14 protein-coding genes and 1 pseudogene are annotated in these 12,266 nt (G+C 31.4%); 11 read left to right on the top strand and 4 right to left on the bottom strand.

What is annotated here, in order from left to right; translation table 11 throughout:
- The first annotated feature begins 218 nt into the window (after nt 1-218).
- A complete protein-coding gene (locus ACR0P1_RS01485; protein WP_432644637.1) occupies nt 219-1,208 on the top strand; it encodes a M48 family metallopeptidase in 990 nt (329 codons plus the stop codon).
- Nucleotides 1,209-1,334: 126 nt separating this feature from the next.
- Nucleotides 1,335-1,946 carry a vWA domain-containing protein gene (locus ACR0P1_RS01480; protein WP_432644636.1) on the top strand — a complete coding sequence of 204 codons (612 nt, stop codon included), beginning with the start codon at nt 1,335-1,337 and terminating at the stop codon, nt 1,944-1,946.
- Here the strand turns inward: ACR0P1_RS01480 and queC are convergent.
- Both queC and larC read right to left on the bottom strand, forming a co-directional pair.
- The gene (queC, locus tag ACR0P1_RS01475) at nt 1,943-2,614 is read right to left on the bottom strand and encodes a 7-cyano-7-deazaguanine synthase QueC (protein ID WP_432644635.1); all 672 of its coding nucleotides are present in this window, start codon (nt 2,612-2,614) and stop codon (nt 1,943-1,945) included. The genes ACR0P1_RS01480 and queC overlap by 4 nt on opposite strands.
- Nucleotides 2,611-3,780 (bottom strand): nickel pincer cofactor biosynthesis protein LarC, encoded by a 1,170-nt coding sequence (gene larC / locus ACR0P1_RS01470; protein ID WP_432644634.1) that lies wholly within the window; start codon nt 3,778-3,780, stop codon nt 2,611-2,613. Before larC ends, queC begins: the two co-directional genes overlap by 4 nt.
- 65 nt (nt 3,781-3,845) lie before the next feature.
- Between larC and ACR0P1_RS01465 the strand changes: the two genes are divergently transcribed.
- The 5 genes from ACR0P1_RS01465 (at nt 3,846) to ACR0P1_RS01445 (ending at nt 7,361) form a co-directional block, all read left to right on the top strand.
- Nucleotides 3,846-4,922 carry a phosphatidylglycerophosphatase A gene (locus ACR0P1_RS01465; RefSeq protein ID WP_432644633.1) on the top strand — a complete coding sequence of 359 codons (1,077 nt, stop codon included), beginning with the start codon at nt 3,846-3,848 and terminating at the stop codon, nt 4,920-4,922.
- A 127-nt stretch (nt 4,923-5,049) separates the two neighbouring features.
- A complete protein-coding gene (locus ACR0P1_RS01460; protein ID WP_432644632.1) occupies nt 5,050-5,256 on the top strand; it encodes a helix-turn-helix transcriptional regulator in 207 nt (68 codons plus the stop codon).
- On the top strand, nt 5,249-5,674 hold the full coding sequence (locus ACR0P1_RS01455) for a hypothetical protein (RefSeq protein ID WP_432644631.1): 426 nt from the start codon (nt 5,249-5,251) through the stop codon (nt 5,672-5,674). The genes ACR0P1_RS01460 and ACR0P1_RS01455 overlap by 8 nt, the downstream gene beginning before the upstream one ends.
- Nucleotides 5,675-5,790: 116 nt before the next feature.
- A complete protein-coding gene (gene cobS / locus ACR0P1_RS01450; protein WP_432644630.1) occupies nt 5,791-6,573 on the top strand; it encodes an adenosylcobinamide-GDP ribazoletransferase in 783 nt (260 codons plus the stop codon).
- Nucleotides 6,574-6,818: 245 nt separating this feature from the next.
- Nucleotides 6,819-7,361 (top strand): tRNA (cytidine(56)-2'-O)-methyltransferase, encoded by a 543-nt coding sequence (locus tag ACR0P1_RS01445; protein ID WP_432644639.1) that lies wholly within the window; start codon nt 6,819-6,821, stop codon nt 7,359-7,361.
- Here ACR0P1_RS01445 and ACR0P1_RS01440 read toward each other — a convergent pair.
- A pseudogene (locus tag ACR0P1_RS01440) lies at nt 7,358-8,453 on the bottom strand (DUF763 domain-containing protein). The gene ACR0P1_RS01445 and the pseudogene ACR0P1_RS01440 sit on opposite strands and share 4 nt — an antisense overlap.
- 163 nt (nt 8,454-8,616) lie before the next feature.
- Here ACR0P1_RS01440 and ACR0P1_RS01435 point away from each other — a divergent pair.
- A complete protein-coding gene (locus ACR0P1_RS01435; protein ID WP_432644629.1) occupies nt 8,617-9,348 on the top strand; it encodes a peptidylprolyl isomerase in 732 nt (243 codons plus the stop codon).
- A 28-nt stretch (nt 9,349-9,376) separates the two neighbouring features.
- Here ACR0P1_RS01435 and ACR0P1_RS01430 read toward each other — a convergent pair whose 3' ends face one another.
- Nucleotides 9,377-9,868 (bottom strand): fumarate hydratase C-terminal domain-containing protein, encoded by a 492-nt coding sequence (locus ACR0P1_RS01430; RefSeq protein ID WP_432644628.1) that lies wholly within the window; start codon nt 9,866-9,868, stop codon nt 9,377-9,379.
- A 144-nt stretch (nt 9,869-10,012) separates the two neighbouring features.
- Here ACR0P1_RS01430 and ACR0P1_RS01425 point away from each other — a divergent pair, with 144 nt between their 5' ends.
- The 3 genes from ACR0P1_RS01425 to ACR0P1_RS01415 are packed head-to-tail and all read left to right on the top strand — an operon-like array spanning nt 10,013 to nt 12,266.
- On the top strand, nt 10,013-10,291 hold the full coding sequence (locus ACR0P1_RS01425) for a 4Fe-4S dicluster domain-containing protein (RefSeq protein WP_432644627.1): 279 nt from the start codon (nt 10,013-10,015) through the stop codon (nt 10,289-10,291).
- Nucleotides 10,284-11,402 carry a 2-oxoacid:acceptor oxidoreductase subunit alpha gene (locus ACR0P1_RS01420; protein ID WP_432644626.1) on the top strand — a complete coding sequence of 373 codons (1,119 nt, stop codon included), beginning with the start codon at nt 10,284-10,286 and terminating at the stop codon, nt 11,400-11,402. Before ACR0P1_RS01425 ends, ACR0P1_RS01420 begins: the two co-directional genes overlap by 8 nt.
- The gene (locus ACR0P1_RS01415) at nt 11,403-12,266 is read left to right on the top strand and encodes a 2-oxoacid:ferredoxin oxidoreductase subunit beta (protein WP_432644625.1); all 864 of its coding nucleotides are present in this window, start codon (nt 11,403-11,405) and stop codon (nt 12,264-12,266) included.

The raw sequence follows: 12,266 nt of genomic DNA, 5'->3' as shown, positions 1-12,266 counted from the left end.
ATTATGCTTTATTAATGGATTAATAAAAAGTAATTATTTGTTTTATTTGGTTGGAGGAAATGTCTTTAGAGTTTTAGTGATATATTGTGTAATAATTTGTATTGTATGTGTATCAAAATAGTTAGTCAGTTTTCCGTGGGGGTCTGTTAGGAATAATTTTTCTAACATTATTTTAGTTAAACACAATTTATATATACTAATTTTATATAATATTAATCATGGCAAAAGATGATAGGAGTGAAATAAATCCTTTTACTGGCAAGAAGCATTATGATACTCTTAATGATGATAAATTTCTAGAGGAATGTTACAATGAGTATTATTCTATGATTAATAAAGCACAGATTTTGGATAATACTTATGATGGTCAGCTAGTTTTAAATGTTGCTGTAAGATTAATCAATGCGGTAAATGACTATTTATCTGAAATTGGTAGATTGGACTATGTCGAGGATTATTATGACTGGGAGGTCCATGTAGTTGGTGATGATACTGTAAATGCTTTTTGTATGTCTGGTGGTAAGATTGTAATGTTTTCTGGGATTTTTTCACTTGCAAATACTGAAGAAAAGGTCGCATTTATTTTAGGCCATGAAATGGCTCATGCGCTTCTTGATCATTCCAGAACTAAGATTAGTGCTCAAAATACTCAAAATGCTGTTACTTCTGCAGCATGGATTGGTAGTATTGCAATGGATATTTTTGGTTTTGGTGAACTTGGTAATTTAACAAGACTAGCTACAAACGTTGCAAGTATTGGATCTCAATTTTTCTTAATGAATCCTTGGGGAAGAGATCAAGAGCTTGAAGCCGATAGATTAGGTATGATGATTATTCATTGGGCAGGATATGACATTTCTTCTATTCCGGCATTTTGGGAAGATATGTCAAGACAGAACTCTAACGAACACGATTTTTTCTCAACACATCCTGCAGATTCAAAAAGGATAGCTACTATGCAACAATTAATTGCTGAAATTGAAGGAGAAGAAGATTTTTATTCAAGACCGGTAATTGGGGAGAATAATATAATTAATCCAAATTCATTAGGTGATTTTTGTACAAATTGTGGTGCTCCTGTTGGTAGTGGTGATAAATTTTGTAACTCTTGTGGAAGTAAGCTTGAAATTGAATTAAAGTGTCCTAAATGTGGTCATCTTGTTGGCGATGAGGACATATTCTGCATGAATTGTGGTTTTAAACTTTAAATTATTTTTTTATATTCTTCAAATCGAAAAGTTTAAATAGGATATTATAAAGATATTATCTTGTGTATAAATTAATAGTTAATTATATTTAATTTATTTATAGAAAACTTTATGGATGTGAAGAACATGATATGTGAACCTCAAAATAATGAACTTGATTTAATATTTGTGATTGATAAAAGCGGATCCATGTATGGATCAGAAGGAGATACAATGGGTGGATTTAATTCTTTTCTTGAAAGGGAAAGGAAAAAAGGATTCAACACTAAAGTAACAACTGTTTTATTTAATGATGGTTACGAAATGTTGTACAAAAGAAAATCAATTGATGAAGTTGAAAACCTTACATCCGACGAATATTATGTGGAAGGATGTACTGCTCTTTTAGATGCAATTGGAAAAACTATTGTCTCTCTTGATAAAGAAATTGATAATGATGTTCTGTTTGTTATTATGACTGACGGGCTTGAAAATTCATCAGTTGAATATTCCAAATTCAATATTAAAAATATGATTGAAAGCCATAATTGGGAATTTATTTTCATTGGAGCAGATATAGATTCATATGCTGAAGCAGGAAGTATAGGTATTAAAAAATCTCGTGTAGCTAATTATGTAAAATCTACAGAAGGAATACATGAAGTATTTGAGTGTATGGATGAGGTTGTTGATTTAAAAAGAAGTAATGTATGTTTGGATGATGTGAATTGGAAAGAAAATTTAGAGAAATATGATTAATTTTCATATTTGTCTTCCAATCCCAATTTTCTAAATGCTCGTTTCCGTCTCATGCAGCTTTCACAAATTCCGCATGGATTTTCATCACCTTTATAACAAGAATAACTTAATTCTATTGGAGCACCATATTCAACTCCTTTTTTAATTATCTCTTCTTTATTTAACTCTATTAATGGTGCTTCAATTCTAATTTTTTCAGGAGATCCCTCTTTTATCAATTCATTGAATTTTTCCATATATTCTTTTGAATTATCTGGAAATGTTGCACCTTCCTCATTATTCCATCCAACAATTATTGCACTAGCATTGATGCTTTCAGCATAGGATAGGGCTATTGATGTAAAAACTGTGTTTCTTGCTGGAACCCAAACACTACTTGCACTTTCTTGGCTTTTGTTAATGTCATCCAAATCATCGTTTGTAATTTCAGGAATTTCTTCATCAGTATTCAAGCTGGAAGTGCTGATTTGGGAAAGCCATGGAAGGTCAATTACTTCATGAGTCCAGCCCATTTTTTCACATATTTTTTTTGATACTTCAATTTCTTTTTTAGCTGCTTTCTGACCATAATTAAAGGTTATTGCATGAATTTCATGTGTATTTGCGAAAATGCTTGTTGCAACTGTGCAATCAAGGCCTCCAGACATAACTGAAATAGCTTTTTTCATTTAATCATCTCACTTATTTTTTTAAGGGGAATCCCAGTATCTTCGGCTATGCTTTTTAAATCTTCATATTCTGGTCTTTTGGAGATTATCTCATCATTCAAATATCCTATTTTAAAGTTCACTTCATAGTATTTATTGTTGATGTTGAATGTTTGTTTTATAAATTCCCTTTTTGAAATTCCTCTGTGTATATTGGGAGTTATTCTGATACCTAGACTTCCAGTCTCTTTAAAAATGCTTTCAATGATATTTTCCCTATCTTCTTTTTTGGAAATTACTTTAAGGAGATTTCCCGGTCTGTTTTTTTTCATAATCATTGGAGTTATGGAAACATCTCTTGCACCCTTTTCTTGGAGTTTATTAAACAGGTATCCAATTTCTTCACCTGTTAGATGGTCGATATTTGTCTCAATAACATCTATTCTGTCGCTTTCAGTGATGTTGGAACTTTCAATGATTCTTAAAACATTAGGATGGTCAAAGTCTTTTTTTCCTGCTCCATACCCTGTATTTTTAGTCTTGATTAATGGAATGAATTCTTTTATTTCATCGCAAATTTCCATATAAATTGCAGCACCTGTTGGTGTTGCAAGTTCGCTTGAAACTGGTCCGCCAATCATTTTTGCATCTTTTAAGATTTCTACTACTGCAGGTGCTGGTACAGGTATAATTCCATGAGCAGTATTGACTCTTCCTCCGCCAACAGCTATTGGAAGACCAATTATTTTTTGATTGTCTAAATTTAAGCTATAATAAGCATAGATGGAACCTATCACATCAGCCACTGCATCACTTGCACCTACTTCATGGAAATGGACGGTTTCCAAAGTTTTACCATGGACTTTGCTTTCTGCAATCGCTATTCTTTCAAATACTTTGATTGAAGTTTTTATAACTCTTTCATCTAAATTTAATTCTTTTATTTTTTCAATGAAGTCAGGATAATGGATTGAATCTTTTTTTTCAAGCATTTCCACATGACAATAAGTTGATGTGATTCCTTTTTTGTTTATTTTTTCAAAGGTCACTTTGACTTTTCCAAATTTTTCTGCTGATTGCTCCATGATTTCTTTTAGTTTATTAGCATCTGCTCCTAAATCAACAAATGCACCTACTAGCATATTTCCAGCAATTCCACTTCCTTGTGGATCAATAATAATTGTCATAATGATAATTCCTTTTAGGTTATTAATATAAAATTTAAATTAAATAATTTATATATATTGTCTACATGGAATTTAATATTACCAAAAAAGATTACGGTATTTGCATAAATAATCCAAATCACTTTCTGGCATTCAGTGATTTTACAGTAAGTGATGGAATTGATATTGTAGAGAATATTAATATTGTAAAAGCTAAAGATGAGTTTGAAGCTACAGCAAAAAAGGCTGAAGTATTCAATCATTCCAAAGGTTCTTATATTGCACAAGCTGTAGATTCTATTGAGTATTTTCAAAATACCTATGATGATTTAACTATTTTTACGTTCATAGAAAATGATGTTGTCCTTGAAGATTTCACAGAATATTTAAAGGTAGCAAATTCCTCAAAAGGGTTTGTTGATGCAAGAATCAATCTAAGTCATATACTTTATGTTGATAAGGTAATTTCTCCAAAAGACCTGCTTAAGATATTTAAAATAGTGACTAATATTAAGGCAAAATCACTTGCAAGAATGTGTTTACCTTTACATATTCAAAATATACTTAATACTAATGACTTTTTAGCGGTTTTAGTTAATGTTAATCTATCTCAAAGTCAAGATCTAGACATCAATAATGCAGAATATGATGAAATTGACTGGAATGAGTTAAAGGTAAAAATTGAGGATGCTGTTGAAATAAGTTTGGAAGATGCATTCAAACGCTTGGATTTGACATTTGGAATTCTTGATTATTTTGTAGCAGAAGGAATTTTAATTGGAGATTTAGTAGATGCAGGTATGGAACTCGTAGCAGGTGTTGAAGTAACTCAAGAGCTTAGGGATAAATTGGAAGCACAAATTCTCAAATCATTAACAGATATAAATGTGATTGCATTGCTCGTTGCTGCAATGAGAACAGAACAAGATTTAACTGGAAATCGTATAAGGGAAGTTGATGTAAGTGATGATCCAGCTTATTTGTACACTGATGAAGTATTGGGTTTAGCTATTTCAAATCAAATTGCTGGAACAAAAGCAACTTTTAATTTTAAAAGATATGATGAAGCAAAACCTGGAATCATAGCAGGATTGCCTCCAATGCTTGATGATATTTTTGCAGGTTTAATTGCAGGGTGCATGTCTAAAATATTTGAAGAATAATTGGATGTGTTCTCAAACTTTTCTCTGCATGGATTAACATCTTTACTAATTTACCAAAATATTTATTAACGATAATATGTAAAGTATACTTTACAGTAAAGCTTCCTTTACATAGGTTGTGATTAATTTGAAAAATAACTTAGAAAAATTTAGGGCAGAAAAATCTATAAGTCAAACAGAACTTGCAGATGCCCTTGAAGTTTCAAGACAAACAATTAGTTCCTTAGAAAACGGAAGATATAATCCTTCTATTGTTTTAGCGTTCAAAATAGCAAAATATTTTGATAAAACAATTGAAGAGATATTTATTTATGAAGATGGTAAAGATGAGTAATGACTTTTTAGATAAAAAAATGAAATGGGTAAAAATTTACATTATCTTTGGAATTTTATTAATTCTTGTAAATTTCTGTTTTGATTTACTGAATGTAGATATTGGGGAATTTTGGCAAATAATGCTTAGTACATGGGGAATTATTTTTGTTGTAATGGGAATTGTTAGATTTTTATTATATCAAAACGATTCTGTATTGAAAAAGTATAAAATTGCAGAATCTGATGAAAGATATGAATTATTGAGAGGAAAAGCAGGATATTTAACATTTATTTTATCAACAATCACTTTAGCTATCTGCTCTGTAATCTTTATTTCAATAGATTTATTGATTCCAGGTTTTGTTGTGTTGGATATTTTGTTTATGCAATACATTGTTTTTTTAGTATTAGTTTGGCATTATAGTAAAAAATTATAGGTGAAATCAATTTAAGAGTTAATATCACAAGAATAATATATCATGTTGAATATAAGTTTAATAAATTATTCAATGTAGGGTTACCAAAATTTAAGGATATTTTTGAGGAATAAACGATGGAAGATGACAGTTACTTTGATGATGAGGAATTTTCAGCTATTAGGTCCCTTTTGGGACTTTTGACATTTTCAACAATATTGCCACTAAGAGTCTATACTTCAATTGAATATATGACCAAATTAACTTGGTGTTGGCCATTTTTACATATTTTCGTTGGAATATTGGCTGCTATTTGTGGATATGTGTCTTTAGAATTCCTGCATTTAAACGGTTTTTTCACAGCAGTCCTTGTGTATGCTTTTCTAATGATTATTACAGGATATAATCATTTGGATGGTGTAATGGACATGGCTGATGGAGTGATGGTTCATGGTGATCCTGAGCGTAAGATAGGAGTAATGAAAGATTCATCTGTTGGTGCAGGTGGTGTTGCAACCTTATTTTTAGTTGCAAGCCTTACTATTGCAGGATTATATAATATTTTGGATTATAATTTTATATTTGGTATTATTATATGTGAAATGGCTGCTAAAACTTCTCTATTGACAACTGCACTTTTATCAAAGCCGTTAGTTCCAGGAATTGGAAGCTATTTTATTAAAGAGACTACTGTTGCTAATTATTTGGTTTCAACAATTCTTATAATATGTATTGCATTTTTATTAGGTGATTTAGTCAGTGTTATTGGTGTTTTGGGGGCTGTTGTTGGCGGTATTGTTATAGCAACTGTTGCAAAACGCAATTTCGTTTTAGCTAATGGGGATGTTCTTGGAATGAGCAATGAAGTTGGACGTCTGTTTGCATTATTATTCATGGCAATTGCATTATATTTCATTTAATTTAATTTTACTACTTAAAATTAATATTTTAGTGATTTAAGCGATTAATTTATTAATTAAGATGCTTATAGTACTTTTGATGAGTTATCACTTGTATGGTTCACCTCCATTTTTCAATTATCTTATCACTACATTTTCCTCAAATTGCATCTTTAAGTGATAACTTCATCAAATCAAGCAAATTATTATATATTTTTAAATTAAATATTAAATCATTATTTTTTACAATTAATTAACTAGCTGATATTATGAATGTTAATGTTTTAAGATTAGATCATAGACTTAAAAGGGATACTCGTATTACTACTCATGTTTGTTTAACTGCTCGTGCATTTGGAGCAAGCAAGATTTATCTTGCCGGTGAAAGGGATACTAGACTCATGGAAAATGTAAGGGATACTGCTTCAAGATTTGGTGGAAATTTTGAAATAGAACACACTGAAAGTTATATGGGAGTAATTAAAAAATGGAAAGCTGATGGTGGTAAGGTTGTTCATCTCACTATGTATGGATCACAGGCTCATGAGGTTGCTCCTGAAGTAAGAGAGGATGGTAGTGACATTTTAATAGTTGTTGGTGGTTCTAAAGTTCCTGGAAGTGTTTATAAAGCTGCTGACTGGAATGTATCTGTTTCAACTCAACCTCATTCAGAAGTATCTTCACTTGCAGTATTTCAGCATTTGCTGATGGATGGTAAGGAATTTGATTTAGAGTTTGAAAATCCAGTATTGGAAGTCATTCCAACAGCTCATGGAAAGAATGTCAATATTCATGATGAAAACCGTTAAGATATAAAATCATCTAATCTTTTAATTGCTTTTAATTTTTCATCTTTTTTTATGCGTGCTTGATCAAGAGCGTCTCTTATTGTTTGGATGGAGTTGTCATAAATATCTCTGTCAACAGGATATGGAAAACCATCCTTTCCTCCGTGTGTGAAACTGTATTTCACTGGATCTTTCCAGCTTGCAGGTTCACCATAAACCAAGTCGGATATTAATGCCAATGCTCTTATTTTTTTAGGTCCGATTCCCTGAAGCAGAATCAATTCTTCATAATTTTCGGGTTGTATTTCATAGGCTTTTGTTAGGACTTCAAATTCTTTATCTGAAATGTCCATGTCCAGAACAGGATGATGTTCGGGCATTGAAAAATCTTCCAAAAGCATTTGGTTCTCTTTTCTTTTAAAATATTGTCTTAAGTGATTGGGATTGTCATTTATTAAATCCACACTTATATTTTGAGCTTCCACACTATCTTTTGATGGCATATTTAATGTGTTTGGTGTTTTTTTTATCGCAGGAAATACCACTATGAGGATTGTTTAATAATTCTTCAACTTTGCTGCCTAACCAGTGATAACGCCTAGCATATTTGCTGTCGGTGTTTAGTCCTTGCTGGACAACTGCCCAATCTCCTTTTTCAGTAATAAAGAAATTATGCTGGTATAATGTATATCCATCTTGAATGCAGGAATTGTCGATTTTAGCAGATAACTTACTGGTTTTAACAAGTTTTTCTGTAGTTTTTGTTTTTAAATTGAACAATTCTCCGGCATGTTCGATTCCTTGGGGTGTTTTTTTAGATTTTGCACCTTTGCCTCCACTTAAGTATATTCCATGTTCTTCTGGACTTAATGATGCTTTTAGAGCTCCTAATGTTGTTGTAGTTGTTCCTGAAGAATGCCAGTCAAATCCTAAAACGCAAGAGAATGCCTGGAACCAGTAGGGATTAGAAATTCTATTTAAAAACTCATTTATACTATATTCTTCAATAATAACTGAAGCTAGGGCTCCTGATAAATCAACCATTCTGGAGAATAACCATTTTGGAGGGTGTCCTCCATGGAGTGGTAAATTAACTGCTCCTCTTCTTTGCATGACTAATTTTATATGTTTAATTAAATATTATTTTTTTTGAAAGAGCATTTGGAACGTATTTTGTATATTATACAAAACTTTAATAAGTAATGGTTAATAAAATTATTAATGTTATATTTATTAACAAAATTATTTAATCAAAATTATTAGGAGCGTATTTATTATGGCTATAGATAACGGAGATTTTGTAAGGGTAAATTTTACCGGTAAAATTAAAGACACTGATGAAGTATTTGATACTACTTATGATGAAATTGCACAAGAAGCTGGACTTTTTGATGAAAATAAAACTTATAAACCAATTCCTATTGTTGTAGGAGGAAATCATTTATTACCTGCTATTGAGGAAGCTATTATTGGATTAGAAGAAGGCGAGACTAAACATGTTGAAGTAGATTCTGATAATGCATTTGGTCCTAGAGACCCTAAAATGGTTCAATTAGTACCTATGAAAGAATTCAAAAAACAAGGAATGACCCCTTTCCCTGGTATGAGAATCCAATCTGAAGGTGCATCTGGTAAAATCTTAACCGTAAACGGTGGAAGAGTAAAAGTTGACTTCAACCATGAATTAGCAGGAAAAGATTTAGTTTACGATGTTGAAGTAAGTGAAATCATTGATAATGAAGAAGACAAAATCAAAAGTATGATTGAGTTACATTATTCTAACCCTAACGTAGATATTGACAAAACTGAAATTGACATCGTTGATGGTGTTGCAAACATCAAATTAGATGAAATGGCTAAATTTGATCAAAAATCTTACATGGACATTACCTTTGCAAGATTCAGAATAGCTAAAGATATCTGGGATAACATTGATGAAATTACCAAAGTTAATTTCGTTGATGAATTCGAGAAAAAAGAAGAATCTAACGATGATGAAGAAGAATAGATTTATTCTTCTTAAACTATTTTTTTTACTAAATTTTCAATCCGTCTTTGATGGATATAATTGCAGGAATGTTTTCTACTTTTAGTTCAAACATAGCTTCCATTCCTTCACTTTCAAATAAGACACATTTTTTTTCAATTACTTTACTTGTAAGCAATGCTGCAACAGGCGGGGTTACTGCAAAAACAGAATTGTTTTCATCGAGTTTTTGTGCTGTTTTATCACTTAGTATTCCTTTTCCAATGTGAATTTTAACTCCGTTTTCACTTAGGCAAGGTATTGTTGATTCGATTTCCACTTTACTACTTGTTGTTGGTGCAATTCCAGCATCACTAAAAGCAGTATGCATTATAACGCTTCCATTTAAGTCAAAAGGTACTTTATTTTCTTCAATTAATTTGACTAATTGTGGAAGAGCAGCATCACGTCCAGTATATATTGTTCCGGAAATTGTAATTTGATCTCCAACATTAAGATTTAATAAGTCTTCATCAGTAATTGGTGTAGTTAAATGTTTCATGTTTATTAGTTGTATTGTTTTTTTAATAAATTTTTATTTTTTTTAAATTTATCATGATTTCACATAAAATATTTAAATGTTCATTAACAAAGATATAATACATTATAAATTAATATTAGTATAGAATTATTAGGAGATTCAAAATTGATTATTATTGATGAAAATTTGTGTAAAGGATGTCATCTCTGTTTATTCATGTGTCATGAAAACGTATATGCTATATCCTCTGAAACTAATAAAAAAGGAGTACAATTACCTTTTGTTAAATTTGGGGAAAGGTGTAATAAATGCGGTACTTGTGAAATTGCATGTCCTGACCAAGCAATAACAGTAGATTTGCCTGAAAACTGGTGGATGAAGGATGATAATTCCGTTAACTTCAATCCTAAATTTACTAAAGGAAAAGGTGTTAAAAATGACTGAGGAATTTTTTGTTCAAGGAAATGAAGCATGTGCTAAGGGTGCATTGGCTGCAGGATGCAGATTTTTTGCAGGTTATCCAATCACTCCATCTACAGAAATTGCAGAAACTTTATCTCGTGAGTTACCTAAAGTAGGAGGTTCATTTGTTCAGATGGAAGATGAAATTGCTTCTGCTGGAGCAATTATTGGTGCTTCATGGGGTGGAGCTAAATCAATGACTGCAACTTCAGGTCCGGGTATTTCATTAATGCAGGAAAATATCGGTTATGCATTCATGACAGAAACTCCAATTGTTCTTATTAATGTTCAAAGAGGATCTCCATCTACTGCACAGCCAACAATGGCTGCACAAGCGGATATGATGCAAGCTCGTTGGGGTTCACATGGAGATTATGAACCTATTGCATTATCTCCTTCAAGTGTTCAAGAATTCTTTGATTTTACTATTAAAGCTTTTAATTTAGCTGAAGAATATAGGGTTCCTGTATTTGTTATGGCTGATGAAGTTATAGGACATATGAGAGAAAAAATCACTGTTCCAGATAATATTGAAATTGTTCCTAGAAAAAGACCAGAAAAAACTGATGATTATTTACCATTTGAAAATGTTGAAAATGGAACAACATCTATGCCTGCATTTGGTGATGGATTTAATGTTCATGTAACAGGTCTTACTCATGATGAAAGAGGATACCCTGATACAAACACTCCTGAAACTCATGAAAACCTTGTTAAAAGAATTTGTAATAAAATTTTAATGAATAGGGATAAAATCTGTTCTGTAAGAAGTGAAAATTGTGATGATGCAGATATTGTTATTGTATCATATGGTGCTCCTGTTAGATCTGTTGTGGAAGCGGTTAATAAAACAGATAAAAAAGTGGGTTATATTAAAATAGACACTCCATGGCCATTCCCTGATGAACAAATTAAAGAATTAACTAAAAATGCAAGTGATGTGCTTGTTGTAGAAATGAATTTAGGTCAAATGTATTATGAAGTTGATCGTGTAGTTAAAGATAAAAATGTTCATTTGTTTGGTAAGATTGGAGGAGTACTACCAACTCCTGATGAAATATTAGATGAAATTAATAAAATAGGAGGAAACTAAATGTCTGAAGGTAAACAAAACAGATTTCTCCCGTATTTAAGAGATGATAGATTACCTCATATCTTTTGTCCAGGCTGTGGAAATGGAGCTATTATCAATGCATTCTTAGCAGCTATGGAAAAAGCGGAAATGGATTTTGATAATATAGCAATGGTTTCTGGAATTGGGTGTTCTTCAAGAATTCCAGGATACTTGAAATGCGATTCTTTGCATACTACTCATGGAAGAGCTTTAAGTTTCGCAACCGGTTTAAAGACAGCTAATAAGGATTTGGATGTTGTTGTATTTACTGGTGATGGTGATGCTGCTTCTATTGGAGGTAATCATTTAATTCATGCAGCTAGAAGAAATATTAATCTAATTGTGATTTGTATTAATAATAATATTTATGGTATGACTGGTGGTCAAATCAGCCCTACTTCTCCTAAAGGTAGTTTTGGAACTACTGCACCTTATGGTAATTTAGATACTCCATTTAATTTAGCAGAACTTGTTGCTGCTGCTGGTGCAACTTATTCTGCAAGATGGACTACTGTTCAAATTGAGAATTTAGTAACTTCCATTAAAGATGGATTAAAAAATCCAGGATTTTCATTTATCGAAGTCGCAACTCAATGTCCAACTTATTTTGGTCGTAAAAATAAGCTTAAAACTCCTACTGCAATGGCTGCTGTTATGAAAGCAAACACAGTATTTAAATCTGCAGCAGATAGAATGAGACCAAAAGAGTTAGAAGGAAAAATAGTCGTTGGTGAATTTGCTAACACTCAAAGAAGTGAATTTACTGAAAATATTGATAAATTAAGTGTAGAAAAATCAGGTAATAAAACTATTATCAATTCTGCATATGAAACAGAGTTATAG

The organism is Methanobrevibacter sp., from assembly GCF_050872065.1.
In the GTDB taxonomy this organism is placed as follows: domain Archaea; phylum Methanobacteriota; class Methanobacteria; order Methanobacteriales; family Methanobacteriaceae; genus Methanocatella.
This window is presented reverse-complemented; position numbering and strand designations above follow the sequence as displayed.

Excerpts from the sequence above, each read along its gene's own strand:
- ACR0P1_RS01485 (WP_432644637.1), top strand. The coding sequence starts at position 219 with ATGGCAAAAGATGATAGGAGTGAAATAAATCCTTTTACTGGCAAGAAG.
- ACR0P1_RS01455 (WP_432644631.1), top strand. The coding sequence starts at position 5,249 with ATGAGTAATGACTTTTTAGATAAAAAAATGAAATGGGTAAAAATTTAC.
- ACR0P1_RS01420 (WP_432644626.1), top strand. The coding sequence starts at position 10,284 with ATGACTGAGGAATTTTTTGTTCAAGGAAATGAAGCATGTGCTAAGGGT.
- larC (WP_432644634.1), bottom strand. The coding sequence starts at position 3,780 with ATGACAATTATTATTGATCCACAAGGAAGTGGAATTGCTGGAAATATG.
- queC (WP_432644635.1), bottom strand. The coding sequence starts at position 2,614 with ATGAAAAAAGCTATTTCAGTTATGTCTGGAGGCCTTGATTGCACAGTT.
- ACR0P1_RS01430 (WP_432644628.1), bottom strand. The coding sequence starts at position 9,868 with ATGAAACATTTAACTACACCAATTACTGATGAAGACTTATTAAATCTT.
- ACR0P1_RS01480 (WP_432644636.1), top strand. The coding sequence starts at position 1,335 with ATGATATGTGAACCTCAAAATAATGAACTTGATTTAATATTTGTGATT.
- ACR0P1_RS01435 (WP_432644629.1), top strand. The coding sequence starts at position 8,617 with ATGGCTATAGATAACGGAGATTTTGTAAGGGTAAATTTTACCGGTAAA.
- ACR0P1_RS01465 (WP_432644633.1), top strand. The coding sequence starts at position 3,846 with ATGGAATTTAATATTACCAAAAAAGATTACGGTATTTGCATAAATAAT.
- ACR0P1_RS01415 (WP_432644625.1), top strand. The coding sequence starts at position 11,403 with ATGTCTGAAGGTAAACAAAACAGATTTCTCCCGTATTTAAGAGATGAT.
- cobS (WP_432644630.1), top strand. The coding sequence starts at position 5,791 with ATGGAAGATGACAGTTACTTTGATGATGAGGAATTTTCAGCTATTAGG.